The 24724-nt window shown below is 65.3% G+C and carries 25 protein-coding genes; 9 read left to right on the top strand and 16 right to left on the bottom strand.

Annotated features, from left to right (window positions below):
* Positions 1-385: 385 nt before the first annotated feature.
* Positions 386-1585, bottom strand: coding sequence for a tyrosine--tRNA ligase (gene tyrS, locus JQX08_RS15900; protein ID WP_205349389.1), 1200 nt, complete (start codon positions 1583-1585; stop codon positions 386-388).
* A gap of 214 nt (positions 1586-1799) precedes the next feature.
* On the opposite strand from tyrS, the gene JQX08_RS15905 reads away from it, so the two are divergent.
* Both JQX08_RS15905 and JQX08_RS15910 read left to right on the top strand, forming a co-directional pair.
* Positions 1800-3242: a peptidoglycan DD-metalloendopeptidase family protein gene (locus tag JQX08_RS15905; RefSeq protein WP_205349390.1), complete on the top strand. Its 1443-nt coding sequence runs from the start codon at positions 1800-1802 to the stop codon at positions 3240-3242.
* Between the two features lie 3 nt (positions 3243-3245).
* On the top strand, positions 3246-4337 hold the full coding sequence (locus tag JQX08_RS15910) for an anhydro-N-acetylmuramic acid kinase (RefSeq protein WP_205349391.1): 1092 nt from the start codon (positions 3246-3248) through the stop codon (positions 4335-4337).
* 57 nt (positions 4338-4394) lie between these two features.
* On the opposite strand, the gene erpA is transcribed toward JQX08_RS15910, so the two are convergent.
* Both erpA and argC read right to left on the bottom strand, forming a co-directional pair.
* Positions 4395-4745, bottom strand: a complete 351-nt coding sequence (gene erpA, locus JQX08_RS15915) for an iron-sulfur cluster insertion protein ErpA (RefSeq protein WP_205349392.1) — start codon at positions 4743-4745, stop codon at positions 4395-4397.
* 100 nt (positions 4746-4845) lie between these two features.
* Entirely contained in the window at positions 4846-5880 is a 1035-nt protein-coding gene (argC, locus tag JQX08_RS15920) for an N-acetyl-gamma-glutamyl-phosphate reductase (protein ID WP_205349393.1), read from the bottom strand.
* Positions 5881-6073: 193 nt separating this feature from the next.
* On the opposite strand from argC, the gene hemJ reads away from it, so the two are divergent.
* The 4 genes from hemJ to JQX08_RS15940 all read left to right on the top strand — a co-directional run bounded on the left by hemJ (position 6074) and on the right by JQX08_RS15940 (position 9452).
* A complete protein-coding gene (gene hemJ, locus JQX08_RS15925) occupies positions 6074-6499 on the top strand; it encodes a protoporphyrinogen oxidase HemJ (RefSeq protein ID WP_205349394.1) in 426 nt (141 codons plus the stop codon).
* A 25-nt stretch (positions 6500-6524) separates the two neighbouring features.
* A complete protein-coding gene (locus tag JQX08_RS15930) occupies positions 6525-7472 on the top strand; it encodes an NAD(P)H-dependent flavin oxidoreductase (RefSeq protein ID WP_205349395.1) in 948 nt (315 codons plus the stop codon).
* A 153-nt stretch (positions 7473-7625) separates the two neighbouring features.
* Positions 7626-8630: a DUF805 domain-containing protein gene (locus JQX08_RS15935; protein ID WP_205349396.1), complete on the top strand. Its 1005-nt coding sequence runs from the start codon at positions 7626-7628 to the stop codon at positions 8628-8630.
* 27 nt (positions 8631-8657) lie between these two features.
* Complete coding sequence (locus tag JQX08_RS15940) at positions 8658-9452, top strand: SDR family NAD(P)-dependent oxidoreductase (protein WP_205349397.1); 795 nt, start codon at positions 8658-8660, stop codon at positions 9450-9452.
* Here the strand turns inward: JQX08_RS15940 and JQX08_RS15945 are convergent.
* Positions 9439-10920, bottom strand: coding sequence for an AAA family ATPase (locus JQX08_RS15945; RefSeq protein ID WP_205349398.1), 1482 nt, complete (start codon positions 10918-10920; stop codon positions 9439-9441). The genes JQX08_RS15940 and JQX08_RS15945 overlap by 14 nt on opposite strands.
* An 88-nt stretch (positions 10921-11008) precedes the next feature.
* Between JQX08_RS15945 and JQX08_RS15950 the strand changes: the two genes are divergently transcribed.
* On the top strand, positions 11009-11347 hold the full coding sequence (locus tag JQX08_RS15950; protein WP_205349399.1) for an HIT domain-containing protein: 339 nt from the start codon (positions 11009-11011) through the stop codon (positions 11345-11347).
* A 72-nt stretch (positions 11348-11419) separates the two neighbouring features.
* Positions 11420-12067 (top strand): 2-polyprenyl-3-methyl-6-methoxy-1,4-benzoquinone monooxygenase, encoded by a 648-nt coding sequence (gene coq7, locus JQX08_RS15955; RefSeq protein ID WP_205349400.1) that lies wholly within the window; start codon positions 11420-11422, stop codon positions 12065-12067.
* 62 nt (positions 12068-12129) lie between these two features.
* Here the strand turns inward: coq7 and speD are convergent, their stop codons facing one another.
* Together speD and JQX08_RS15965 are read right to left on the bottom strand one after the other, a co-directional pair.
* Entirely contained in the window at positions 12130-12924 is a 795-nt protein-coding gene (gene speD, locus JQX08_RS15960) for an adenosylmethionine decarboxylase (protein ID WP_205349401.1), read from the bottom strand.
* A gap of 236 nt (positions 12925-13160) precedes the next feature.
* Positions 13161-13583, bottom strand: a complete 423-nt coding sequence (locus tag JQX08_RS15965) for an OsmC family protein (protein WP_205349402.1) — start codon at positions 13581-13583, stop codon at positions 13161-13163.
* 236 nt (positions 13584-13819) lie between these two features.
* Here JQX08_RS15965 and crp point away from each other — a divergent pair, with 236 nt between their 5' ends.
* Positions 13820-14464, top strand: coding sequence for a cAMP-activated global transcriptional regulator CRP (gene crp / locus JQX08_RS15970; protein ID WP_205349403.1), 645 nt, complete (start codon positions 13820-13822; stop codon positions 14462-14464).
* A 74-nt stretch (positions 14465-14538) separates the two neighbouring features.
* Here crp and trpC read toward each other — a convergent pair whose 3' ends face one another.
* The 10 genes from trpC to JQX08_RS16020 form a co-directional block, all read right to left on the bottom strand.
* Positions 14539-15372, bottom strand: a complete 834-nt coding sequence (trpC, locus tag JQX08_RS15975; protein WP_205349404.1) for an indole-3-glycerol phosphate synthase TrpC — start codon at positions 15370-15372, stop codon at positions 14539-14541.
* Positions 15369-16418 (bottom strand): anthranilate phosphoribosyltransferase, encoded by a 1050-nt coding sequence (gene trpD / locus JQX08_RS15980; RefSeq protein ID WP_205349405.1) that lies wholly within the window; start codon positions 16416-16418, stop codon positions 15369-15371. The genes trpC and trpD overlap by 4 nt, the downstream gene beginning before the upstream one ends.
* A 1-nt stretch (position 16419) precedes the next feature.
* Positions 16420-17013, bottom strand: coding sequence for an aminodeoxychorismate/anthranilate synthase component II (locus JQX08_RS15985; protein WP_205349406.1), 594 nt, complete (start codon positions 17011-17013; stop codon positions 16420-16422).
* Between the two features lie 12 nt (positions 17014-17025).
* Positions 17026-18516, bottom strand: a complete 1491-nt coding sequence (trpE, locus tag JQX08_RS15990) for an anthranilate synthase component I (RefSeq protein WP_205349407.1) — start codon at positions 18514-18516, stop codon at positions 17026-17028.
* 73 nt (positions 18517-18589) lie between these two features.
* A complete protein-coding gene (locus JQX08_RS15995; protein ID WP_205349408.1) occupies positions 18590-19411 on the bottom strand; it encodes a phosphoglycolate phosphatase in 822 nt (273 codons plus the stop codon).
* On the bottom strand, positions 19408-20082 hold the full coding sequence (gene rpe, locus JQX08_RS16000; protein ID WP_205349409.1) for a ribulose-phosphate 3-epimerase: 675 nt from the start codon (positions 20080-20082) through the stop codon (positions 19408-19410). Before rpe ends, JQX08_RS15995 begins: the two co-directional genes overlap by 4 nt.
* 132 nt (positions 20083-20214) lie before the next feature.
* Positions 20215-21042 (bottom strand): ABC transporter permease, encoded by an 828-nt coding sequence (locus JQX08_RS16005; protein ID WP_205349410.1) that lies wholly within the window; start codon positions 21040-21042, stop codon positions 20215-20217.
* Between the two features lie 10 nt (positions 21043-21052).
* Positions 21053-22300: an ABC transporter permease gene (locus JQX08_RS16010; protein ID WP_205349411.1), complete on the bottom strand. Its 1248-nt coding sequence runs from the start codon at positions 22298-22300 to the stop codon at positions 21053-21055.
* 97 nt (positions 22301-22397) lie between these two features.
* Positions 22398-23390, bottom strand: a complete 993-nt coding sequence (locus tag JQX08_RS16015; protein ID WP_430472548.1) for an ABC transporter substrate-binding protein — start codon at positions 23388-23390, stop codon at positions 22398-22400.
* 81 nt (positions 23391-23471) lie between these two features.
* Positions 23472-24596, bottom strand: a complete 1125-nt coding sequence (locus JQX08_RS16020; RefSeq protein ID WP_205349413.1) for an ABC transporter ATP-binding protein — start codon at positions 24594-24596, stop codon at positions 23472-23474.
* Positions 24597-24724 lie beyond the last annotated feature (128 nt).

Below are 24724 nucleotides of genomic sequence, written 5' to 3' on the forward strand. Positions count from 1 at the left end.
GTCTTACCTCACAAGCACCCACACGAATTGCTTGATTCAGTTGTTAAAGAGCGTTCGGTGAGTCTTTCGCCTCAACCAAGGCCGCGCATTCTACAGCAGCCTTTCGTTCCGTCAAGCGTTTTTTCGAAAATTTCTTTTCTACTTCAACCGCTTGCGCTTCCGACTCAGTTTCAACCTCGTCGTCAGCGGGAGGCGAATCTTACAGCATCCTAAGACCCTGTCAACCTCCCCGAAGCACCTTTCCAACGCCACCTGATTACTCATCAGGCCGCCTCGCAAATCTCGCTAACCTATTGATTATCAAGACCTTTTGAAGCGCTTCCGCGCTGGAAGTGGTGCGCATTATAGGGACGCCAGATTCCCCGTCAAGGGTTTTCTACAGGAATCACTCAGCCTTCAGTGAAATGCGCGCGAAGGCCTTCTTGCCTGCCTGACAGACATGCACCGCACCCACCTTAAATAGGAAGCCGCGATCGACCACCGCGCCATCGACGCGCACACCGCCAGAGCCCAGCAGGTCGCGGGCGACTGCAGCGTTTTTCACCAAGCCCGCACGATTGAGGACGGCAGAAATTGGCATGTCCTCGCCAGAGGCCAGCTCGACTTCCGGCAGGTCTTCCGGCAGCTCGCCATCCTTCATGCGATTGCCCGCCGCACGATGAGCACTGGCCGCGGCCTCCTCACCATGGAAACGCGCCACGATTTCCTCAGCCAGCTTAATCTTGATGTCACGCGGATTCGCGCCAGCCGCAACGTCCTGCCTGAAGGCCTCGATCTCCTCCATGGAACGGAAACTCAGCAGCTCGAAGTAACGCCACATCAGCGAATCCGGAATCGACACCAGCTTGCCGTACATGACACCCGGCGCCTCCTGGATGCCGACATAGTTACCGAGTGACTTGGACATCTTCTTCACGCCATCCAGACCCTCGAGCAGCGGCATGGTGACGATGCATTGCGACGCCTGCCCGTAGGCGCGCTGCAGTTCGCGCCCCATCAGCAGGTTGAACTTCTGATCGGTGCCGCCGAGCTCGACGTCGGCGCGCAGCGCCACCGAGTCGTAACCCTGAACCAACGGATAAAGGAACTCGTGGATGGCGATCGGCTGATTGGTCGAGTAGCGCTTGCTGAAGTCGTCGCGCTCGAGCATGCGCGCGACGGTGTACTGCGACGCCAGGCGAATGAAGTCGGCCGGAGTGAGTTGATCCATCCAGGTGGAGTTGAACGCCACCTCGGTCTTCGCTGGATCGAGAATCTTGAACACCTGAGCCTTATAGGTCTCGGCATTCTCCAGCACCTGCTCACGGGTCAGCGGCGGGCGGGTCGCGCTTTTGCCACTGGGGTCGCCGATCATGCCGGTGAAGTCGCCAATCAGGAACACCACCTGATGGCCGAGCTCCTGAAACTGGCGCAGCTTATTGATAAGCACCGTGTGCCCAAGGTGCAGATCCGGCGCAGTCGGATCGAAACCTGCCTTGATGCGCAGCGGCTCGCCGCGCTTCAGCTTTTCGACCAACTCCGACTCGACCAGAACCTCTTCCGCGCCGCGCTTGATCAGCGCCAGCTGCTCTTCAACCCGCTTCATGACAGAACTCGCAACCACTGCAATTCAAAAGGGGAACCACCATACAAGATCGTCGACTAATTACAAGTTTGCCCGGCCCACGGGGGCTCGACGGGAGGCCACCGAATTCAGGGTTGCCCCGGAGAGATTTTGGTTATATTTTATACAGTTATTTCATCATCTTGATCTTCATTTTCATCTTTTCCTTTTCACCTTCTTCAAAGTCACCTTGCCTATGACAACTACAACGTCCAAAGCCCCACCGCTATACCCCAAAAGCCATCTCCTGGCGGCGAGCGGTGTGGCAGCTTTGCTGAGCCTCGCGCTGCTGGTCTTCCCCTCGCGAGAAGTCGAGGCCAAGCGCACCCAAATGAACCTCGAACTGGACAACGGCGCCGAGCAGATCATCCAGGAAAAGGACGATCTCCGACCCAGGGTCGATACGGGGGATGAGAGCACCTCGCCATTTGCGAAGATCGAGGGCTCCGAAGACAACCAGAACAGCGCCAACCAAGACGCGGACAGCCACAAGAAAGACGCTGCTTCCCTCGTTTCCAACACCCCCCCTGCTGATCCCAACCACCGCGAAATTACCGTTGCGCGTGGCGATACCCTGTCGACGCTGTTCGCCAAGCTCGGCCTGAGCTCCACCGACGTGCACACCGTGCTCAACAGTGCCAAAGAGGCCAAGCTGTTCGGTCAGCTCAAGGTCGGCCAGGTGCTTGAAATTCACCTGTCCGCCGATGGCCAGTTGGAGAACATGCACAGCCAGTTGTCGCCGCTGGAGAGCATCACCCTCAGCAAGAACGGCGACCTGTTCAAGTTCAAGCGTGACCTGGCCAAGCCGGACGTGCGTGCAGCCTATGCGCGCGGGGTGATCGACAGCTCGCTGTCGCTGGCTGGCAAGCGTGCCGGCCTGTCGCACGAGATGACCATGGATCTGGCCAATGTCTTCGGCTACGACATCGATTTCTCGCAGGACATTCGCGACGGCGATGAATTCGAAGTGATCTACGAAGAGAAGGCCGTCGCCGGCAAGCGCGTCGGCACCGGCGAAATCCTCGCCGCTCGCTTCAAGAATCGCGGCAAGCTCTATACCGCGGTGCGCTATACCAGCAAGCAGGGCATCACCAGCTACTACACCGCCGACGGCAACAGCATGCGCAAGGCCTTCATCCGCATGCCGGTGGACTTTGCCCGCATCAGCTCCGGCTTCTCGATGGGCCGCAAGCACCCGATCCTGAACAAGATTCGCGCGCACAAGGGCGTCGACTACGCCGCCCCGCGCGGCACACCGATCAAGGCCACCGGCGATGGCAAGATCATGCTCGCCGGGCGCCGCGGCGGCTACGGCAACTGCGTGATCATCCAGCATGGCAACACCTACCGCACCCTGTACGGGCACATGCAAGGCTTCGCCAAGGGCATCCGCAACGGCAGCATGGTCAAGCAGGGACAGATCATCGGCTACATCGGCACCACCGGCCTATCCACCGGGCCGCACCTGCATTACGAGTTCCAGGTCAACGGCGTGCACGTCGATCCGTTGAGCCGCAAACTGCCGATGGCCGATCCGATCGCCAAAGCGGAAAAGGCGCGTTTCCTCCAGCAGAGCCAGCCGCTGCTGGCGCGCATGGACCAGGAAAAGGCCACCATGCTGGCGCTGAACAAGCGTTAAGCCATGCCTCTCTATATAGGCGTGATGTCCGGCACCAGCCTCGACGGGCTGGACATCGCGCTGATCGAGCAAAACCTCCAGCCGCGCCTGCGCGCCAGTCACTACCTGCCGATGCCGGCGCAATTGCGTGCCGAACTGCTGCAGCTCTGCGCCCCCGGCCCCGACGAGCTGGCGCGCGCGGCGCTCGCCGAACAGCGCTGGGTCGAGCTGGCCGCCAGCGGCATCCACACCTTGTTGCGCGACCAGCAGCTGAATGCCACGGCGATTCGTGCCATCGGCAGTCACGGCCAGACCGTGCGCCACGAGCCGGCGCGTGGCTTCACCGTGCAAATCGGCAATCCGGCACTGCTCGCCGAGCTGACCGGCATCACCGTGGTGGGCGATTTTCGCCGCCGCGATGTCGCTGCCGGCGGCCAGGGCGCACCACTGGTGCCGGCCTTCCACGAAGCATTGTTCGACAACGACCAGCAGCCCCGTGCAGTGCTGAATGTTGGTGGCTTCAGCAATCTCAGCCTGATCGAGCCGCCGCAAGCGGTGCGCGGCTTCGACTGCGGCCCGGGGAACGTGCTGCTGGATGCCTGGATTCAGCGCCACCAGGGTGTCGACTTCGACCGCGGCGGCGCCTGGGCGGCGAGCGGCCTGGTGCAGCCCGCGCTGCTGCAGCGCCTGCTTGGCGACCCGTTCTTCCTGGGCCACGGACCGAAAAGCACCGGCCGCGAGCTGTTCAACCTGCCCTGGCTGGAGCAGCACCTGCAGCAGCTGCCGAGCCTGGCGCCGGCGGACGTGCAGGCCACCCTGCTGGAGCTGACCGCACGAAGCATCGTCGACGCCCTGCAGGCCGCACAAACACACACCGCCGAACTGCTGGTGTGCGGCGGCGGCGCGCACAACGACCGCCTGATGACGCGCCTGGCGGAGCTGCTGCCGGCTTGCCGGGTCGCCAGCACCGCATCGCACGGCGTCCCGCCGGACTGGGTCGAGGCCATGGCGTTCGCCTGGCTGGCCCACTGCTGCCTGGAAGGCATTGCCGGCAACCGGCCGAGCGTCACCGGCGCGCGCGGACCGCGCATCCTCGGCGCGATCTATCCCGCCTGAGCGCAGAAACGAAAACGCCGCCCCAGGGGGCGGCGTTTTTGCAGGACCCGCGACGAATCAGATCGAGAACGACGAGCCGCAACCACAGGTGGTGGTGGCGTTGGGGTTCTTGATCACGAAGCGCGAGCCTTCGAGGCCTTCCTGATAGTCGACTTCGGCGCCCGCCAGGTACTGGAAGCTCATCGGATCGACCACCAGGCTCACGCCTTCGCGCTCGACGATAGTGTCGTCGTCGGCGATGTCCTCATCGAAGGTGAAGCCGTACTGGAAGCCCGAGCAGCCGCCACCGGTGACGAACACACGCAACTTCAGGCGCGGGTTGCCTTCTTCCTCGACAAGGGTTTTCACCTTGTGCGCCGCGCCCTCGGTGAACTGCAGGGGGCTGGGGGTGAAGGTTTCAACGCTCATGCTGCATTACTCCCGGCTTTCGCCGTTGTGAAACTGGGTCGCGGCATTATCCGCTTCCCTGACTAAAACGGTCAACTATTGACCAGCTCGACGCGCCGCCTCAGGGCAGCAGCGCCGCATTCCATAGACCAGCGCGCTCGTCGAGGCCGAACAGGATGTTCATGTTCTGCACCGCCTGGCCGGAGGCCCCCTTGACCAGGTTGTCGATGACCGACAGCACCACCACCAGGTCGCCATCTTGCGGCCGGTGCACGGCGATCCGGCAGACGTTGGCGCCCCGCACGCTGCGGGTTTCCGGATGGCTGCCGGCCGGCATCACGTCGACGAACGGCTCGTTGGCGTAGCGCTGCTCGAACAGGCGCTGCAGGTCCACCGAGCGATCCACTACGTTGGCGTACAGTGTGGCGTGGATGCCGCGGATCATCGGCGTCAGGTGCGGCACAAAGGTCAGACCGACCTCGCCCTTGGCGGCACGGCGCAGGCCCTGACTGATTTCCGGCAAGTGGCGGTGGCCCTTGACCGAATAGGCCGCCATGCTCTCGCCGGCTTCGCAGAACAGCGAGCCGACCTTGGCGCCACGCCCGGCACCGCTGACCCCGGACTTGCAGTCGGCGATCAGTCGCGAAGTATCGGCCAGCCCGGCTTCCAGCAGCGGCAGGAAACCCAGCTGCGTGGCGGTCGGGTAGCAACCCGGCACGGCAATCAGGCGCGCCTGCTTGATCTGCTCGCGGTTGACTTCCGGCAGGCCGTAGACCGCCTCATCGAGCAGCTCCGGCGCGCCGTGCGGCTGGCCGTACCACTTGGCCCACTCCACGGCGTCCTGCAGACGGAAGTCGGCGGACAGGTCGATGACCTTGGTGCCGGCGGCCAGCAGTTCGCCAGCCAGGGCATGAGCGACACCGTGCGGGGTGGCAAAGAACACCACGTCGCAGGCGCCCAGGGTGGCGGCGTCCGGCACGCTGAAGGCCAGGTTGTCGTAGTGGCCGCGCAGGTTCGGGTACATGTCGGCGACCTTCACCCCGTCTTCGGAGCGCGAAGTGATCACCGCCACTTCCGCCTGCGGGTGCTGCGCCAGCAGGCGCAGCAGCTCCACGCCCGTATACCCTGTACCACCAACGATGCCGACCTTGATCATCTGTCCGTCACTCCGCCCGCACGGGCCCATCGGGGAAAACCGCAATGATAAGAGCCGGGGGCCAGCCTGAACAGGCCGGCGGCATTCCGGCGACCACCGGGAACGCATCGGTGCGCTGGTGCGACAGCCGTGCAAGGTGACGCACAACGACGCGCGCTCTACTATCGGGCGCATTCCGTCACGAGATATACCGATGCTCTACCTCTGGATCAAAGCCCTGCACCTCATCGCCCTGGTCTGCTGGTTCGCCGGCTTGTTCTACCTGCCGCGCCTGTTCGTCTACCACGCGGCGAGCAGCGACACCCTCGGCCACGAGCGCTTCTGCACCATGGAGCGCAAGCTGTACCGCGGCATCATGCTGCCGTCGATGCTCGCCACCCTAGTGTTCGGCCTGTGGCTGCTGTACCTCAACCCGGCCTGGCTGAAGATGGGCTGGCTGCACGCCAAGCTGCTGCTGGTGCTCCTGCTGGTCGGCTACCACCATGTGTGCGGCGCGCAGCTCAAGCGCTTCGCACGCGGCGAGAACGCGCGCAGCCACGTGTTCTACCGCTGGTTCAATGAAATCCCGGTGCTGTTTCTGCTGGCCATCGTCATCCTGGTGGTGGTCAAACCCTTCTGACGTCGAACCCTAAAGAGGAAACGCCATGTCCCTCCCTGCCCTGCTCGACCAGCGTCTGCGCCTGCCGGTGGTCGCCGCGCCGATGTTTCTGGTGTCCACCCCGCAACTGGTGCTGGCCTGCTGCCGCAACGGCATCGTCGGCAGCTTTCCGGCACTGAACCAGCGCGAGAGCAGCGGCTTCAAGGCCTGGCTGGAGGAGATCGAGGCCGGCCTGGCGGCGGACTCCGCGCCCTACGCCGTCAACCTAATCGTCCACCACAGCAATCCGCGTCTGCAGGCTGACCTGGCTATCTGCGTGGAGAAGCGCGTACCGATCGTCATCACCAGCCTTGGCGCGGTGAAGGAAGTGGTCGACGCGGTGCACAGCTACGGCGGCCTGGTGTTCCATGACGTGACCACCCGCCGGCATGCCGAGAAGGCCGCCGAGGCGGGCGTCGACGGACTGATCGCGGTGGCCGCAGGGGCCGGCGGGCATGCCGGGACGTGGAGCCCGTTCGCGCTGATCGCCGAGATTCGTCAGTTCTTCGACAAGACCCTGCTGCTCTCCGGCTGCCTCAATCACGGCCACGAGATCCTCGCCGCCCAGGCGCTGGGGGCCGATCTGGCCTACATGGGCACGCGTTTCATCGCCACCCGCGAAAGCGGCGCCGACGAGCCGTACAAGCAGATGATCCTCGGCGCCAAGGCCGCCGACATCATTCATACCCCGGCGGTCTCCGGGGTGCCGGCGAGCTTCATGCGCCAGAGCCTCGAGCAAGCCGGCTACGACCTGCAGCGTCTGCAGGACAAGGGCGAGCTCAACTATGGCGAGAAGCTCAAGCCAGTCAGCGACGAGGCCAAGGCCTGGAAGACCGTGTGGTCGGCCGGCCAGGGCGTCGGCGAAATCAACGACCTGCCGGATGTCGCAAGCCTGGTGCAGCGCCTCGACCGCGAGTACCGCGCTGCCCGCGAGCGCGTCGCCACCCTGCGCTGACCCGCGCCCGGCTCGCGCTCGCCGACCGGCGGGCGCGAAACCGCCGCCATCTGCCGGGAACTGCGCGGCCATGCTGGCCAAATGCTTGGCAACGCCCCATGCGCGCAACTACTCTGTGCCCTGACCTCTCCCCTTGCCGACAAGGAAGCCTGCATGAGCGATACCCGTTACAAGATCGTCTTCGACGGCGAACTGATGCCGGAGATGAGCCTGGACACCGTCAAGGACAACCTCGCCCGGCTGTTCAAGCTCGACCGCGCACGAGTCGAACCGCTGTTCGGGCGCCAGGCGGTGGTGCTCAAGCGCGACCTGCCGGCCGGCGAAGTGGACAAGTACGTCAGCGCGCTGGAACGCGCCGGCGCGCAGGTCCGCAAGGAGCAGGACCTCGCCGCCAGCCTCAGCCTGGTGGAAACCGAGGAGCACCAGCCGGAGGAGACCGCGCGTATGCAGTGCCCGAAATGCGGCCACGAGCAGACCAAGGCCATCGAATGCAGCGCCTGCGGCATCGTCATCGACAAGTATCTGGCGCGCCAGGCGCAACTGGCAGAAAACCCGGCACCCGAGCCGGAGCCGCCGCGCGACACACCGCCGGCCTCGCCCTACACCCCGCCGCAGGCACAGGTCGGTGAGGAACTGCCGGAGTTCGGCGACCTCAACGTGTTCAGCGTGCAGGGCCGTATCGGCCGCCTGCGCTACCTCGCCTGGACGCTGGTGGTGCTGCTGGCCAGCGTCGGCCTGTTCGGCCTGGCGATGATCGGCATGGGCATTCACCAAATGGTCGGCTGGACCCTGATCAGCGTGGTCGGTATCGCCATCGTAGTGGTCTCACTGATGATCGGCGTGCAACGCCTGCACGACATCGGTTGGTCCGGCTGGCTGCTGCTGCTCAACATCATTCCGGTGGTCGGCAGCGTGCTGTCGCTGCTGATGCTGCTGGTTCCGGGCACCACCGGGGTCAACCGCTTCGGCCCCCCACCGCCGGCCAACAGCACGGCGGTCAAGGTGCTCGCCGCGCTGTGGCTGCTCCCGATCGCCGCCGCGCTGCTGGTCGTCGCGCTCGGCGGCGCCGCCGCGCTGAGCGGTCTGGGTGAGGACTTCGGCCTGCAGAATCCCCCGGCGACCCAGGAAACCCCGGCCAACGCGTACGGTGAAGAGTGATCGCCGGCGCGCTGACCTGCCGCTGACATGCGTCGCTATGCGCTGATCACCGGCGCCTCCAGTGGTCTCGGCCTGGCACTGGCCGAGGCACTGGCGCGGCGCGGCCGCCACCTGGTTCTCGTCGCCCGCCAGCGTGAGGCGCTGGAAAGCATCGCCTGTGAACTGACCCAGCGCTTCGGCGTCGAGGTGCTGTTCCGCGTCTGCGATCTGGCCAATCCGTTGCAGTTGACCGGCCTGCTCCACGAACTGGACGAAGGCACCCATCCCATCGACCTGCTGGTGAACAACGCCGGCATCGGCAGCGTCGGCGCCTTCCTGGCCCACGAATGGGGCGACGAGCAGCGTCTGCTCGAACTCAACGTACTGGCCCTGACCCGCCTGTGCCACGGCGTCGGCAACAGCATGATCGCCCTGGGCGGCGGGCAGATCCTCAATGTCGCCTCGGTGGCGGCCTACCTGCCCGGCCCGTGGATGAGCAGCTACTACGCCAGCAAGGCCTATGTGCTGCACTTCTCCGAAGCGCTGCGCGAAGAGTTCCGCGAGTACGGCATCAGCGTCTCGGTGCTGTGCCCGGGGCCGACGCAGAGCGCCTTCTTCCGCAATGCCGGCCTCGACGATGCCGCGCTACGCGCCAGCAAGCTGATGCTCAGCGCCGAAGAAGTCGCCCTGCAGGCGGTCAACGGCCTGGCGAAGCGCCGCGCAATCATCATCCCCGGCTGGCGCAACCGCCTGGCCAGCTGGTTGCCACGACTGCTGCCACGCGCGCTGATGCGCCGCCTGAGCGGCCGCATCACCCGCAAGCTGCTGCTCAGTCGGCGCTGACCGTCCGCCCCTGCGCCCAGGCGCGCAACGCCGCCAACTGTTCGGCCATCAACACCGACAGCGGCACGCTGCCCTGCAGCGTCGCCAGCAGCAGCGCCTGATCGACCGCCTGCTGCCGCGCCTGCGCGGTATACACCGCACTGACCACCGCCTGCTCGATCTCCGCACCGGAGAAACCGGCACTGGCCGCCGCCAGTTGCGCCAGGTCGAACGCCGTCGGCTCGAGGTCGCGGCGCTTGAGGTGGATGCGCCAAATGTCCTCGCGGATCGCCGCGTTCGGCAGGTCGACGAAGAACACCTCGTCGAAGCGTCCCTTGCGCACCAACTCCGGCGGCAGGCGCTCGATGGCGTTGGCGGTGGCGACCACGAACACCGGCGCCTTGCGCTCGGCCATCCAGGTCAGCAGAGTGCCGAGCACCCGCTGGCTGACGCCGCCGTCGTGCTCGCCGCTGGCCAGGCCCTTCTCGATCTCGTCCATCCACAGCACGCACGGCGCCATCTGCTCGGCCAGGCGCAGCGCTTCGCGCAGATTGCGTTCGGTCTCGCCGAAGAACTTGTTGTACAGGCTGCCGAAGTCCAAACGCAGCAGCGGCAGGCCCCACAAGCCGGACACCGCCTTCGCCGCCAGGCTCTTGCCGGCACCTTGCACGCCGACTAAGAGCATGCCGCGCGGCGCATCGACGCCGTTGCCATCGAGGAAGCTGCTCTGCCGCTCGCCCAGCCAGCGCTTGAGATTGGCCAGCCCGCCGACCTCGGCGAAGCGCGCGGTCTCGGACTCGAAGCTGAGCACGCCGTCGAAGTCGAGCAGCTGGAACTTGGTCTTGTTCAGCTCCGGCAAATCTTCCTGGGTGATCGCCCCATCGTCGACGATCAGGTTGCGCGCCAACAGCCGCGCTTCGCCGTGGCTCATGCCGCGCAGGTTCTTCACCACCTGCTGCAGGGTGCGGTTGTCGGTGCGCACCCGCGCCCCGCGGTTGCGCTCGCTCCAACGCGCCGCTTCCTCGCGGACGATGGCCAGCAACTCGTCTTCCGAGGGCAGCGCCAGACTGAAACGCGCCGCATAGCGCTGCACCTCGGCCGGCAGCTTCAGGGCATGCGAGACCAGCACCAGGGTCGGCTTGTGGCTACCCTCGGCCATCGCGATTTCCTTGAGCAGGCGCACCAGCCGCGGGTTGTCGACGAGGAACGGATGCAGGTCGCAGAACACGTAGAGGTTGGCCTGCGGGTCGTGCTTGACCAGCGTGAGCGCGGCCTCCGGCTCCAGGGTCGGCTGGTCGCCCAGGCTGTCGCCGCCGAAGCCGAGGCGCTGGATACCCTCGGTCACCGCCCAGGTGTGCAGGCCAAGGCCCTTCTTGATCGCCAGGCTGGTCAGGGTCTCCAGCACGCGCGGTTCGTCCCAGGACTCGATGACGATCAGCTTGACCTTGGAATCGAGGACCAGGCCGAGGTCGTGGATATCGTTCTTCACCCATCACTCCTTGTGTGTGCCGCGCGCTGGCCGCTGCCGGCCGCCGCGATTAGACTCAGGCTTCCCGTCCCAAGCCGGAGATGCGACCGTGGACTGTCTGTTCTGCAAGATCGTCGCCGGGGAAATCCCGGCGCGCAAGCTGTACGAAGACGACCAGGTATTCGCCTTCCACGATGTGAACCCGCAGGCGCCGGTGCACTTCCTGGTGATCCCGAAGAAACACATACGCACCCTCACCGATCTCGACGAAGGCGACAAGCCGCTGCTCGGCCACATCGTGCACACCGCGCAGCGCCTGGCCAGCGAGCTGGGCTGCGACGAGGGCTTCCGCGTGGCGATGAACTGCAACGCACTGGGCGGACAGACGGTATTCCACATCCACATGCACGTGCTCGGCCAGCGGCAGATGCACTGGCCGCCGGGCTAGCCCTGACGGCGGTCAAGCCGGGCCGCCGCGCATCGGGTAAACTGCCGCCATCGACTTTTGCGGAGGTACGCCATGACCACCGAACGCCACTACTCGCCTGCCGACCGTCTGCTGCTGCAGGCCGACGCCGCGCTGCGCACCCTGCTGCCGTTCAGCGGCCAGCCGTATCGCCCGTCCCCGGCGATCACCCGCCCGGATACCGAACTCACAGACAGCGACGCCCGCCATGTCGCCGGCCTGATGCGCATCAACCACACCGGCGAGGTCTGCGCCCAGGCGCTGTACCAGGGCCAGGCGCTGACCGCCAAGCTGCCGCAGGTGCGCAAGGCCATGGAGCACGCCGCCGAGGAAGAGGTCGACCACCTGGCCTGGTGCGAACAGCGCATCCGCGAGCTGGGCAGCCACCCGAGCGTGCTCAACCCGCTGTTCTACGGCATGTCGTTCGGCATCGGCGCACTGGCCGGGCTGGTCAGCGACCGGGTCAGCCTGGGCTTCGTCGCCGCCACCGAGGAACAGGTGTGCAAGCACCTCGACAGCCACCTTGGGCAACTGCCCGATGAGGATGCCAAGTCGCGGGCGATCCTCGAGCAGATGCGCGAGGACGAACAGCAGCACGCCGACAGCGCCCTGGACGCCGGCGGCTTCCGCTTCCCGCGCCCGGTGAAGTTCGGCATGAGCCTGCTGGCCAAGGTGATGACCAAGAGCACCTACCGCATCTGACGCGGCGGGCATGAAAAAGGGCGCCCTCGGGCGCCCTTTTTTCGTTACTACCGGCAAACCGCTTAGCGCGGCATGTTGCGCGCGTAGAAGATTTCCAGCATCTCGTGACGCACGCGCTCTTCGACCTGCTTGCGCTGCTCGGCCGAGAGGGTGTTGGTCGCGTCGCCGAACAGATAGTTGTCCAGCTCGAAGTCCTTGAGCAGCATCTTGGTGTGGAACATGTTCTCCTGGTACACGTTGACGTCCGTCATCTGATAGGCGTCCTGGGTGTCGTCGGAGAGGTAGTTCTGGATCGAGTTGATCTCGTGGTCGATGAAGTGCTTCTTGCCTTCCACGTCACGGGTGAAGCCGCGTACCCGGTAGTCGACGGTGACGATGTCCGAGTCGAACTGATGGATCAGGTAATTGAGCGCCTTCAGTGGCGAGATCACCCCGCAGGTCGACACGTCGATGTCGACGCGGAACGTGGCGATGCCCTCGACCGGATGGATTTCCGGGTAGGTGTGTACGGTGATGTGACTCTTGTCCAGGTGCGCCAGGATGGTCTCCGGCAGCGGGCCCGGCGATTCCTCGATCTGGCTGGCGGTGGGCTCCACCGGTTGCTCGGAGATCAGGATGGTCACGCTGGCGCCTTGCGGGTCGTAATCCTGACGGGCGATGTTCAGGATATTGGCGCCGATGATGTCGACAACATCGGTGAGAATCTGCGTCAGGCGCTCAGCATCGTACTCTTCGTCGATGTACTGCACGTAGGCCTGCTGGTCTTCCGGCGTTTCCGCGTAGCAGATGTCATAGATATTGAAGCTCAAGGTCTTCGTCAGGTTGTTGAACCCGTGGAGCTTGAGTTTGCTTTTCACCGTTGGAACTCTCTTATAAGTGCGGCGCGGCCGCGTGATCGAGCATGCCCGTCAGATGCGTACAGCGCATCTGCGTAGGACGGTTAACACCTCTTCGCACTGGCGATTTTGGGTATGTGTCGGGAGCCCGGCCGGCTCGTGCCGGGCCCCGCAAAAAGGGGCGCCATTATGCAGAGGTCCGGCAACTGCTGCCAGACTATGCGCCGCTTTTATGATGGCTGGATGTCGGTGCCGGCTCAGCCCAGCTCGACGATCTCGTAGTCGTGGCTGATCTCCACGCCGGCCCGCCCGAGCATGATCGACGCCGAGCAGTATTTCTCCGCCGACAGCTCGACCGCGCGCTTGACCTGCGCCTCTTTCAGACCACGGCCTTTGACCACGAAATGCACATGGATCTTGGTGAACACCTTGGGGTCTTCGTCAGCGCGCTCGGCCTCAAGGAACGCCTCGCAGCTCTCCACCGGCTGGCGGGACTTCTTCAGGATGCTGACCACGTCGTAGTTGGTGCAGCCGCCCAGGCCGAGCAGCAGCATCTCCATCGGCCGCACGCCGAGGTTGCGCCCGCCGCTCTCCGGCGGACCATCCATCACCACCGCGTGGCCGCTGCCGGACTCGCCGAGGAACAGGGCCTCCCCGGCCCACTGGATGCGTGCTTTCATTGCGGCGACTCCGCTGATAAAAAAGGGGCGCTAGAGTAGCACAGCGCCCCGGCGAGGCTCAGCCAGCCGCCTGCCCGAATGGGCGCCCGAGCAAATGTTAGCTATGTCGCAAAACCGACCAGCGTCACGTCACACCTGTTAAGCTGGCGCCGGTTTACTGGCACACTGGCTCGGATAACGAATAAGAAATTCGTCCGCAAGGCGATGATTTTCATCTACTTTTTTGGGGCTCGGGCATGGTAGCGATCACACTTACTCCTAAGATTAAGAACCTCGACAAACTCCTCGCACACTGTCACCGCCGTCGCTACACCGCCAAAAGCACCATCATCTACGCAGGCGATCGCTGCGAAACCCTGTTCTTCATCGTCAAAGGCTCGGTCACCATCCTCATCGAGGACGACGACGGCCGCGAGATGATCATCGCCTACCTGAACGCCGGTGACTTCTTCGGCGAGATGGGACTGTTCGACAAGGAAGGCAGCGAGAAAGAGCGCAGCGCCTGGGTGCGTGCGAAGACCGAGTGCGAGGTCGCCGAACTCAGCTACGCCAAGTTCCGCGAACTGACCCAGCAGGACCCGGAAATCCTCTACGCGCTCGGCAGCCAGATGGCCGATCGCCTGCGCAACACCACGCGCAAGGTCGGCGACCTGGCGTTCCTCGACGTCACCGGCCGCGTCGCGCGCACCCTGCTCGACTTGTGCAAGCAGCCCGACGCGATGACCCACCCGGACGGCATGCAGATCAAGATCACCCGCCAAGAAATCGGCCGCATCGTCGGCTGCTCGCGGGAAATGGTCGGCCGCGTGCTCAAGTCCCTGGAAGAACAGGGCCTGGTGCACGTCAAGGGCAAGACCATGGTGGTGTTCGGCACACGCTGAAGCGCCAGCGTCGGCCCATAAAAAACGCCGCTTTCGAGCGGCGTTTTTTATGGGGCATGCGGCGCGGCGGCGAATCAGTCCGGATCGCTGCCGGTCACCACGCGTCGCTCGGGGAAGAACAGGCGCTGCAATTCGCCGCCCGGATTGTCGGCGCGCATGAACGCTTCGCCGACCAGGAAGCCGTAGACCTCGCTGATCTCCATCAGCTCGACGTCGGCGCGGTTCATGATGCCGCTCTCGGTGACCACCATGCGATCGCGCGGAATGCGCGGCAGCAGGTCGAGGGTGGTTTCCAGGCTGACTTCGAAGGTATGCAGGTTGCGGTTGTTGATCCCCACCAGCGGCGTGTCCAGGGTGTTCAACGCACGCTCCAGCTCGACGCCGTCGTGCACTTCCACCAGCACATCGAGGTTGAAGTCCTTGGCCACCGCGGCCAGTTCGGCCATCTGCGCATCGGCCAGGGCGGAGACGATCAGCAGCACGCAGTCGGCGCCGAGCGCGCGGGCTTCGACGATCTGGTACGGATCGATCATGAAGTCCTTGCGGATCACCGGCAGCTTGCACGCCGCGCGCGCTTCCTGCAGGTAGGCATCGGCGCCCTGGAAGAAGTCGATGTCGGTGAGCACCGACAGGCAGGTCGCGCCGCCCTCTTCGTAGCTGCGGGCAATGTCCGCCGGGACGAAGTGTTCGCGCAGCACACCCTTGCTCGGCGAAGCCTTCTTGACCTCGGCGATCACCGCCGGCTGCTTGCGCTTGGCCTGCGCCTGCAGCGCCGCGGCAAAGCCGCGCGGCGCATCGGCCCCGCGTGCCAGGCGTTCGAGCTCGCCGAGCGCCAGCGCGGCAGAACGCTCACGCACTTCCTCGACCTTGCGCGCGAGGATGTTTTCCAAAACGGTGGGAACGCTCACGCTTGATTCTCCTCGCGAAATACAGCGGTAAAGGCCGCCAGTTCATCCATTTTCTCACGGGCCAGCCCGGTGTACAGCGCGTCCTGGGCCAGCTGCACGCCTTCGTGCAGGCTGGTGGCGAGGTCGGCGGCGTACAGCGCGGTGCCGGCGTTCAGCGCAATCAGGTCGGCGGCCTTGCGGCCCTCCTCGGTCTTGCGTCGGCCCAGCGCGTCGCGGATCAGCGCCAGCGAGGCCTGCGGGCTGTCGACCTCGAGGCCCATCAGGGTCTGGCTGTGCAGGCCGACGTCCTCGGGACGCAGCTCGTACTCGCTGATCTCGCCATCCTTCAGCTCGGCGACGTGGGTGGGCGCCGCCAGGCTGAACTCGTCGAGCCCGTCGCGCGAATGCACCACCAGCACGTGGCGGCTGCCGAGGCGCTTGAGCACTTCGGCGAGCGGCCGGCACAGCTCCTGGGTGAACACGCCGACCACCTGATGTTTGACCCCAGCCGGATTCGTAAGCGGGCCGAGCATGTTGAACAGTGTGCGCAGGCCCAGCTCGCGGCGCGGGCCGGCGGCGTAGCGCATGGCCTTGTGGTGGACCTGGGCGAACATGAAGCCGACCCCGACCGTCTCGACGCAGCGCGCCACCTGTGCGGGGCTGAGGTCCAGGTAGATGCCCGCGGCTTCCAGCAGATCGGCGCTGCCGCTCTTGCTGGAGACCGCGCGGTTGCCGTGCTTGGCCACCTTGCCACCGGCGGCGGCGACCACGAAGGCCGACGCCGAGGAGACGTTGAAGATGTTCGCGCCGTCGCCGCCGGTGCCGACCACGTCGACCACGTGGTCGAGGCTCGGCAGTTCGACCTGGCTGGCCAGTTCGCGCATCACCGCCACCGCACCGGCGATTTCCTCGATGGTTTCGCTCTTCATGCGCATGCCCATGAGGAACGCGCCGATCTGCGCGTCGCTGCACTGGCCAGTCATGATCTGGCGCATCACCGCCTGCATTTCCTCGTGGGTCAGGTCGAGCTGGTTGGCGATCCGCCCGAGAGCTGCCTTGATGTCCATGTCAACGCACCCCGCCTTGTTGCTGGAGGAAGGTCGCGAACAGTTCGTGACCCTGCTCGGTGAGGATGGATTCCGGGTGGAACTGCACGCCTTCGACGTGCAGGGTCTTGTGGCGCAGGCCCATGATCTCGTCGACGCTGCCGTCGTCGCGCTGGGTCCAGGCGGTGATTTCCAGGCAATCCGGCAAGGTCTCGCGCTTGACCACCAGCGAGTGGTAGCGGGTCACCGTCAGCGGGTTGTTGAGCCCGGCGAACACGCCCTGGTCGAGGTGGTAGACCGGGCTGGTCTTGCCGTGCATCGCCTGGCGCGCGCGCACCACATCGCCGCCGAAGGCCTGGCCGATGCTCTGGTGACCGAGGCACACGCCGAGGATCGGCAGCTTGCCGGCGAAGTGACGGATCACCTCCAGCGACACGCCGGCTTCGTTGGGCGTGCACGGACCGGGCGAGACCACGATGCGTTCGGGCTTGAGCGCCTCGATCTCGGCGATGCTCAGCTCGTCGTTGCGCACCACGTGCACATCCGCGCCCAGCTCACCGAGGTACTGCACGACGTTGTAGGTAAAGGAGTCGTAGTTATCGATCATCAGCAACATGGCGGGACTCCCTTACTTCGTATTCTGCGGAACGGACTGTTCGGCGAGGCTCACCGCGCGGAACATGGCGCGGCGCTTGTTCAGGGTTTCTTCCCATTCCAGCGCCGGCTGCGAGTCGGCGACGATGCCGGCGCCGGCCTGCACGTGCAGCTCGCCGTCCTTGATCACCGCGGTGCGGATGGCGATGGCGGTGTCCATGTTGCCGTTCCACGCCAGGTAGCCGACCGCGCCGCCGTACACGCCGCGCTTGACCGGTTCGAGTTCGTCGATGATTTCCATCGCGCGCACCTTCGGCGCCCCGGACAGGGTGCCGGCCGGCAGGATGGCACGCAGCGCGTCCATCGCGCTCAGCCCCTCTTTGAGGTGCCCCGTCACGTTGGAGACGATATGCATGACGTTGGAATAGCGCTCGATGACCATCTTCTCGGTGAGCTTCACCGAGCCGATCTCGGCGACCCGGCCGACGTCGTTGCGGCCGAGGTCGATCAGCATCAGGTGTTCGGCAAGCTCTTTGGCGTCGGACAGCAGGTCTTCCTCGAGGGCCAGGTCGGCCTCTTCGGTGGCGCCGCGCGGGCGGGTGCCGGCGATCGGGCGCACGGTGACCAGGTTGTCCTCGACCCGCACCAGCACTTCCGGCGAACTGCCGACCACGTGGAAGTCGCCGAAGTTGAAGAAGTACATGTACGGCGTCGGGTTGATGCAGCGCAGCGCGCGGTACAAGTCGATCGGCGCGGCCTGGAACGGAATCGACATGCGCTGGGAGATCACCACCTGCATGCAGTCGCCGGCGAGGATGTATTCCTTGATCGCCTTGACCGCATCTTCGTAGTCGTCGCGTTTGAAGCTGGAGACGAACTCCGGCTCGGCGCCACTCGGCAGCGACAGGTCGACGCCGAGGCGCGGGGTGATCGGCTGGCGCAGGCGGTCGAGCAATTCGGCGAGGCGCGCCTGGCCCTGCTCGTAGGCATCGCTGGCAGCCGGATCGACCAGCACGATGGCGTGCATCTTGCCCGCCAGGTTGTCGAACACCACCACCGCGTCGGAGACCATCAGCAGGATGTCCGGGGTGCCCAGCGGATCGGGATTCGGGCACTGGGCGAGTTTCTTCTCGACGTAGCGCACGCTGTCGTAGCCGAAGTAACCGACCAGGCCGCCGTCGAAACGCGGCAGACCGGGGATGCTCGGCACCTTGAAACGCGCCTTGAACGCTTCGACAAAGGCCAGCGGATCGTCGGCCTGCAGGCTTTCGACCTCCACGCCGTCGCGGGTCACGCTGATGCGGTGCTCGTGGGCACGCAGCACGGTGCGGCACGGCAGGCCGATGATCGAATAACGGCCCCACTTCTCGCCGCCCTGCACCGATTCCAGCAGGTAGGAATTGGGCGCGTCGGCGAGCTTCAGGTAGATCGACAGCGGGGTGTCGAAGTCGGCCAGGGTTTCGAGTGCAAGCGGAATGCGGTTATAGCCGGCAGCGGCCAAACGCTGGAATTCTTCGCGGGTCATGAGCAGCCTCGTGGAATGAGGGTAAATCGAGTCGTGTTGTCAGCAAACGCGCCGGCAGGCCGGCCAGGATCGATCAGGCGCGCCAGCGCCAGCGGGCCAGAGCCTTGATCAGAGTCATCCAGTATTTGCGGGCAACGACCACGATGCTGTCTCTTGAGAGTGGGTTTGCAGCGGAGTCCTGCGACATTAGCGCAGCCTCGGGCGCCAGGCAACCTTCCGGAAGCAGCTCGCGCAGGTCGTCAACCACCAGGGTTGGTGCCTCTTCGCTGATCGGCCGGCCGTGGTTGTAGCCGTAGCTCAGGGCCACGCAGGAGACCCCCGCGGCGCGCGCGGCGAGCACGTCGTTGCGCGAGTCGCCGATGAACAGCGCGTCCTCGGCCTTGACCTCGGCCATCTGCATGACGAACAACAGCGCCGCCGGATCGGGCTTCTGCTGCGGCAGGGTGTCGCCGCCGATGATCCAGCGGAAGTAGCGACCGATCTTCATGTCGTCGAGCAGCGGCGCGACGAACTGCTCCGGCTTGTTGGTGATCAGGGCCATTTCCACGCCCTGCTTCTTCAGCCATTTCAGCGTGGTGCGCACGCCGGGGTAGACGCGAGTCATCGCATGGCTGCCGCCGTAGGCGTCCATGAACAGCGCCAGGGCGTGTTCGGTGTCCTCGTCGCTGACCGCAGCGTGCTCGAGGTCGCCGGCCAGGGCGCGGCGCACCAGCACCCGCGCGCCGTTGCCGACCCACTGGCGCACCGCTTCGATGCCGGCGCTGGGCCGGCCGAGGTGCTGCAGCATGCGGTCGATGGCGGCGGCGAGGTCGGGCACCGAATCGACCAGGGTGCCGTCCAGGTCGAACATCACCAGGCGCGGCAAGCGGCCGGGAAACAGCTGCTCGAAACTCATCGCGCGGCGCGCGCCAGTTCGCCCCGCATGGCGTCGATCACCGCCTTGTAGTCCGGCTGATTGAAGATCGCCGAGCCGGCGACGAAGGTGTCGGCGCCGGCCGCGGCGATTTCGCCGATGTTCTGCACGTTGACCCCACCGTCGATCTCCAGTCGGATGTCGTAGCCCGAGGCGTCGATCAGCGCGCGCGCCTCGCGCAGCTTGTCGAGTGTGCCGGGGATGAACTTCTGCCCGCCGAAGCCTGGGTTGACGCTCATCAGCAGGATCATGTCGACCTTGTCCATCACATACTTCAGCGCATCCAGCGGGGTGGCCGGGTTGAACACCAGGCCGGCCTTGGCGCCGCCGGCCTTGATCAGCTGCAGCGAGCGATCGATGTGTTCGGAGGCTTCCGGGTGGAAGGTGATGTAGCTGGCACCGGCCTCGAGGAAGTCGCCGATGATGCGGTCGACCGGCTTGACCATCAGGTGCACGTCGATCGGCGCGGTGATGCCGTACTTGCGCAACGCGGCGCAGACCATCGGGCCGATGGTCAGGTTGGGCACGTAGTGGTTGTCCATCACGTCGAAGTGGACGATGTCGGCGCCGGCGGCGAGAACCTTGTCGACTTCCTCACCGAGGCGGGCGAAGTCGGCGGAGAGAATCGACGGGGCGATGGCAAAGGGTTGCATGGCGAAATGCCTCAGGCGGTACCAGGATGGCGCGAATTGTAGCCTGAGTCGGACGCCGAGGCGGCTGTCGTATGTCAGGCAAGTTCTTCGACCATGGTCGCAACCACGTCCACCCCGACCTAGCGCGGCTCGTCAGTCGCCGGGCGCGGTGCGCAAGCGCTCGCTGCGCCCGCGCAGCCATTCCAGGGTCAGCAGCAGGAGTACCGAGAAGCCGATCAGCAGCGTCGCCGCCGCGGCGATGGTCGGGCTGAGGTTCTCGCGGATGCCGCTGAACATCTGCCGCGGCAAGGTGGCCTGCTCGGGGCCGGCGAGGAACAGGGTGACCACCACTTCATCGAACGAGGTGGCGAAGGCGAACAGCGCACCGCTGATCACCCCCGGCGCGATCAGCGGCAGGGTGACGCGGAAGAACGCGGTGGTCGGGTTGGCGCCGAGGCTGGCGGCGGCGCGCACCAGGTTGTAGTTGAAGCCCTGCAGGGTGGCGGACACGGTGATGATCACAAACGGCACGCCGAGCACCGCGTGGGTGAGGATCAGCGCCAGGTAGCTGTTGCCGAAGCCGAGTGGGGCGAAGGCCAGGTAGCAGGCCACGCCGACGATCACCACCGGCACCACCATCGGCGAAATCACCAGGCTCATGATCAGCGCCTTGCCGCGGAACTCGCCGCGGGTCAGGCCGATCGCCGCCAGGGTGCCGAACACCATGGCCAGGAAGGTCGCCGCCGGGGCGATGATCAGGCTGTTCTTCAGCGCGCGCATCCACTCGGCCGAGGCGAAGAAGTCCTGGTACCAGCGCAGCGAGTACTCGTGGATCGGGTAGACCAGGAAGGTCCCGGCATTGAACGACAGCGGCACGATGACCAGCACCGGCAGCACCAGGAACAGCAGCAGCAGGCCGCAGAAGATGCGGTGCACCCAGAACCACAGGCGTTCGATCGGCGATTGGTAGGGGCTGATCATCGCCACCTCCTCAGCTCAGGCGCAGCCGGCTGGCGCCGACCAGCCAGCCATAGACCATGTACAGCACCAGGGTGGCGAGCAGCAGCAGGCCGCCGAGCGCGGTGGCCATGCCCCAGTTGATGCTGGTGTTGGTGTAGAAGGCGACGAAGTAGCTGACCATCTGATCGTTCGGACTGCCCAGCAGCGCCGGGGTGATGTAGTAGCCGATCGACAGGATGAACACCAGCAGGCCGCCGGCGCCGACACCGGCCAGGGTCTGCGGGAAATACACCTTCCAGAAACTGGCGAACGGGTGGCAACCGAGCGAGATCGCCGCGCGCATGTAGGACGGCGAGATGCCCTTCATCACGCTGTAGATCGGCAAAATCATGAACGGCAGCATGATGTGCACCATGGCGATGTACACCCCGGTGCGGTTGAACACCAGTTGCAGCGGCTCATCGATCAGCCCCAGCGCCTGCAACGCACCATTGATCAGCCCGCCGGATTGCAGCAGCACGATCCAGGCGGCGACGCGCACCAGGATCGAGGTCCAGAACGGCAGCAGCACGAGGATCATCAGCAGGTTGCTCTGCCGCGCCGGCAGGCTGGCCAGCAGGTAGGCCAGCGGATAGGCGAGCAGCAGGCAGATCGCGGTGATTACCAGGCCCATCCAGAAGGTGCGGGCGAAGATGTCCAGGTAGATCGCCTGGTCCGGCGTCTGCGGCGCCAGCTCGCCCTGCTCGTCGATGCGGTGATCGAGCGCGGCGAGCAGGTAGTAGGAGGTAAAAGCACTGGCGTTGCGGCGGATCGCCTGCCAGTACGGCACCTTTCCCCAACGCGCATCCAGCGCCTGCAGCGCCTCTTTATAGGAAGCCGGCTCCTGCTTGAACGGCAGCGCGCGGCCGGTCTTGGCCAGCAGGCTGCGGTAGCCGGCCAGCTCCATGTTCAGGCGCTTGGACAGGTCGCCAAGGGTCTGCTGCTTGCGCGCCTCGCCGAGGTCGTCGGCCAGCGCCTTGAACAGCGTCTCGTCGGGCAGCGCCTTGCCGTCCCAGGCACCGATCAGCTGCACGGTGCGCGGCAGGCCGGCGACCACTTCCGGGTTGCTGACGCTCTTGTACAGCAGCGCGGCGATCGGCAGCAGGAACACCAGCAGCAGAAACAGCACCAGCGGCAGGATCAGCGCCTGGGCCTTGAACCGATTGATCCGCTCGGCGCGCGCCAGCTTCTGCTTGAGCGTCGGACCGGGGACATCGCTGATGGTGACGGAGGTGGCCATGGTGACTCCGGGACAATGGTCGGGCCTTCAGGGTGCGGCAGCGCGGGACGGGGCGGGACGCGCAACTGACGCGGCCCGCCCCGTCCCGCTCAGGCGCCTACTTCGCCGCCCAGGCGTTGAAGCGCTGCTCCAGCTGCTCGCCATAGTCGGCCCAGAAGCCGACGTTCATCGCCACCTGGTTCTCGATGTTCGCCGGGGTGGTCGGCATGTCCTTGAGCAGTGCCTTGTCGAGCAGCGGCACGGCCTGCTTGTTGGCCGGACCGTAGGCGATGTTTTCCGAGTAGATCTTCTGCTGCTCGGGACGCACGGAGAAGGCGATGAACTGCTTGGCCTCCTCGGCATTCTTGGCGCCCTTGGGGATCGCCCAGGCGTCGAAGTCGTAGATGCCGCCGTTCCATACCACCTTGAGATTGCTCTCCTTCTGCACCGCGGCGATCCGCCCGTTGTACGCCGAGCTCATCACCACGTCGCCGGAGGCGAGGAACTGCGGCGGCTGTGCGCCGGCCTCCCACCACTGGATGCTCGGTTTTATCTCATCGAGCTTCTTGAACGCGCGGTCCTGGCCTTCCTTGGTGGCCAGCACGGTGTAGACGTCCTTGGGCTGCACGCCGTCGGCCATCAGGGCGAACTCCAGGGTGTACTTGGCACCCTTGCGCAGGCCGCGCTTGCCGGGGAATTTCTTCGTGTCCCAGAAATCCGCCCAGTTGGCCGGCGCCGCCTTGAGCTTGTCGGCGTTGTAGGCGAGCACCGTCGACCAGACGAAGAAACCGACCCCGCAGGGCGTCAGCGCACCATCGACGAAGTCGTCGGGATTGCCGAACTGCGCGGCGTCGAGCTCCTCGAACAGGCCTTCGTCACAGCCGCGCGCCAGCTCGGGCGACTCCACTTCCACCAGGTTCCACGACACGCTTTTGGTGTCGACCATGGCTTTGACCTTGGCCATCTCGCCGTTGTACTCGCCAGCCACGATGTTGCCGTTACCGGCCTTTTCCCACGGATGGTAGAAAGCCTTGGCCTGCGCGTTCTTGTTGGCCCCGCCGAAGGAAATCACGGTCAGGTCGGCGGCCAGCAGCGGCAGGGCACAGACCATTCCCAGCGCAACAGCAGTGAGTTTCAGCGAGTTGTGCATTGCGGTTGTCTCCAGGTTGCGGGATGGGAAGCGCCGGGCGAGTCACTCGACCGGCGACGGATCGAGCGCGCGCACATGCTCGACCTGCCAACCGAGCGCCACGGTGTCGCCCACCGCCAGCGCGGGGTCGAGTTCGGCGATCGGCTGCTTGACGATGAAATCGGTGTTGCCGGCGACCTCGAGGCGAATGCGCACGTGGTCGCCGAGGTAGATGAATTCCTCGACGCGGCCGTTGAAGCGATTCGCGCAATCCGCGCTGCGGCCATTTAGGCAGACCCGTTCGGGACGAATCGAGAGCATCACCGGCGCGCCCGGCTCGCCAGTCTGAATGGCCAGCGCCTCGACCCGCGCGCCCTGCGCCAGCTCGACCACGCAGCGCTCGCCGTCGCGGCTGAGCAGCTGCCCGGCGAGGCGGTTATTCTCGCCGATGAAGTTGGCGACGAAGCTGTTGTGCGGTGCCTCGTAGAGTTCGCGCGGCGGGGCGATCTGCTGGATCTCGCCCTGGTGGAACACCGCCACGCGGTCGGACATGGTCAGTGCCTCGCCCTGGTCGTGGGTGACGTACACCACGGTGACGCCGAAGCGCTGGTGGATGTGCTTGATCTCCATCTGCATGTGTTCGCGCAGCTGCTTGTCCAACGCACCGAGCGGCTCGTCCATCAGCACCAGCTGCGGCTCGAAGACCAGCGCGCGGGCCAGCGCGACGCGCTGCTGCTGGCCGCCGGAAAGCTGCGCCGGGTAGCGATGGCGGAACTTGTCGAGCTGGACCATGGCCAGCGCGCGCTTGACCCGTTCGATCGACTCGCTCTTGGCGACCTTGCGCACGCTGAGCGGGAAGGCCAGGTTCTCGGCGACGGTCATGTGCGGGAACAGGGCGTAGTTCTGGAACACCATGCCGATGTCGCGCTTGTGCGGCGGCACGTTGTTGATCGCCTTGCCGGCGAGGAGGATTTCCCCGGCGGTGGGCGTCTCGAAGCCGGCGAGCATCATCAGGCTGGTAGTCTTGCCCGAGCCTGACGGGCCGAGCAGGGTGAGGAACTCGCCCTTGCGAATGTCCAGATTGAGGTCTTTGACGATCAGGTTTTCGCCGTCGTAGCTCTTCTGCACGCCACGGAAGCTGACCAGCGTTTCGCCGTTCGCGCCTACACCGGTCTTCGCGTCGCTCATGGCCACACCCTCGAAATCTGGCAAACCGTGCATCAAAGCCTAGAGAATGGTGACGCTAGCGCAAATCGGCGGGTATGCGAGATCGCTATAAGCGCGTGCAGGCCCTGCCCGCCTGACAAAGCCCGGGC

Origin of the sequence: Zestomonas insulae, from assembly GCF_016901015.1 — a bacterium.
Lineage (GTDB): Bacteria > Pseudomonadota > Gammaproteobacteria > Pseudomonadales > Pseudomonadaceae > Aquipseudomonas > Aquipseudomonas insulae.

Coding starts and splice junctions, on each gene's coding strand:
- JQX08_RS15910 (WP_205349391.1), top strand. CDS start 3,246: ATGCCTCTCTATATAGGCGTGATGTCCGGCACCAGCCTCGACGGGCTG.
- trpE (WP_205349407.1), bottom strand. CDS start 18,516: ATGACCCGCGAAGAATTCCAGCGTTTGGCCGCTGCCGGCTATAACCGC.
- JQX08_RS15930 (WP_205349395.1), top strand. CDS start 6,525: ATGTCCCTCCCTGCCCTGCTCGACCAGCGTCTGCGCCTGCCGGTGGTC.
- JQX08_RS15935 (WP_205349396.1), top strand. CDS start 7,626: ATGAGCGATACCCGTTACAAGATCGTCTTCGACGGCGAACTGATGCCG.
- erpA (WP_205349392.1), bottom strand. CDS start 4,745: ATGAGCGTTGAAACCTTCACCCCCAGCCCCCTGCAGTTCACCGAGGGC.
- coq7 (WP_205349400.1), top strand. CDS start 11,420: ATGACCACCGAACGCCACTACTCGCCTGCCGACCGTCTGCTGCTGCAG.
- JQX08_RS15905 (WP_205349390.1), top strand. CDS start 1,800: ATGACAACTACAACGTCCAAAGCCCCACCGCTATACCCCAAAAGCCAT.
- JQX08_RS16005 (WP_205349410.1), bottom strand. CDS start 21,042: ATGATCAGCCCCTACCAATCGCCGATCGAACGCCTGTGGTTCTGGGTG.
- JQX08_RS15940 (WP_205349397.1), top strand. CDS start 8,658: ATGCGTCGCTATGCGCTGATCACCGGCGCCTCCAGTGGTCTCGGCCTG.
- JQX08_RS15995 (WP_205349408.1), bottom strand. CDS start 19,411: ATGAGTTTCGAGCAGCTGTTTCCCGGCCGCTTGCCGCGCCTGGTGATG.
- JQX08_RS15965 (WP_205349402.1), bottom strand. CDS start 13,583: ATGAAAGCACGCATCCAGTGGGCCGGGGAGGCCCTGTTCCTCGGCGAG.
- trpD (WP_205349405.1), bottom strand. CDS start 16,418: ATGGACATCAAGGCAGCTCTCGGGCGGATCGCCAACCAGCTCGACCTG.
- JQX08_RS16010 (WP_205349411.1), bottom strand. CDS start 22,300: ATGGCCACCTCCGTCACCATCAGCGATGTCCCCGGTCCGACGCTCAAG.
- tyrS (WP_205349389.1), bottom strand. CDS start 1,585: ATGAAGCGGGTTGAAGAGCAGCTGGCGCTGATCAAGCGCGGCGCGGAA.
- JQX08_RS15985 (WP_205349406.1), bottom strand. CDS start 17,013: ATGTTGCTGATGATCGATAACTACGACTCCTTTACCTACAACGTCGTG.
- rpe (WP_205349409.1), bottom strand. CDS start 20,082: ATGCAACCCTTTGCCATCGCCCCGTCGATTCTCTCCGCCGACTTCGCC.
- JQX08_RS16015 (WP_430472548.1), bottom strand. CDS start 23,390: ATGGTCTGTGCCCTGCCGCTGCTGGCCGCCGACCTGACCGTGATTTCC.
- hemJ (WP_205349394.1), top strand. CDS start 6,074: ATGCTCTACCTCTGGATCAAAGCCCTGCACCTCATCGCCCTGGTCTGC.
- crp (WP_205349403.1), top strand. CDS start 13,820: ATGGTAGCGATCACACTTACTCCTAAGATTAAGAACCTCGACAAACTC.
- argC (WP_205349393.1), bottom strand. CDS start 5,880: ATGATCAAGGTCGGCATCGTTGGTGGTACAGGGTATACGGGCGTGGAG.
- JQX08_RS16020 (WP_205349413.1), bottom strand. CDS start 24,596: ATGAGCGACGCGAAGACCGGTGTAGGCGCGAACGGCGAAACGCTGGTC.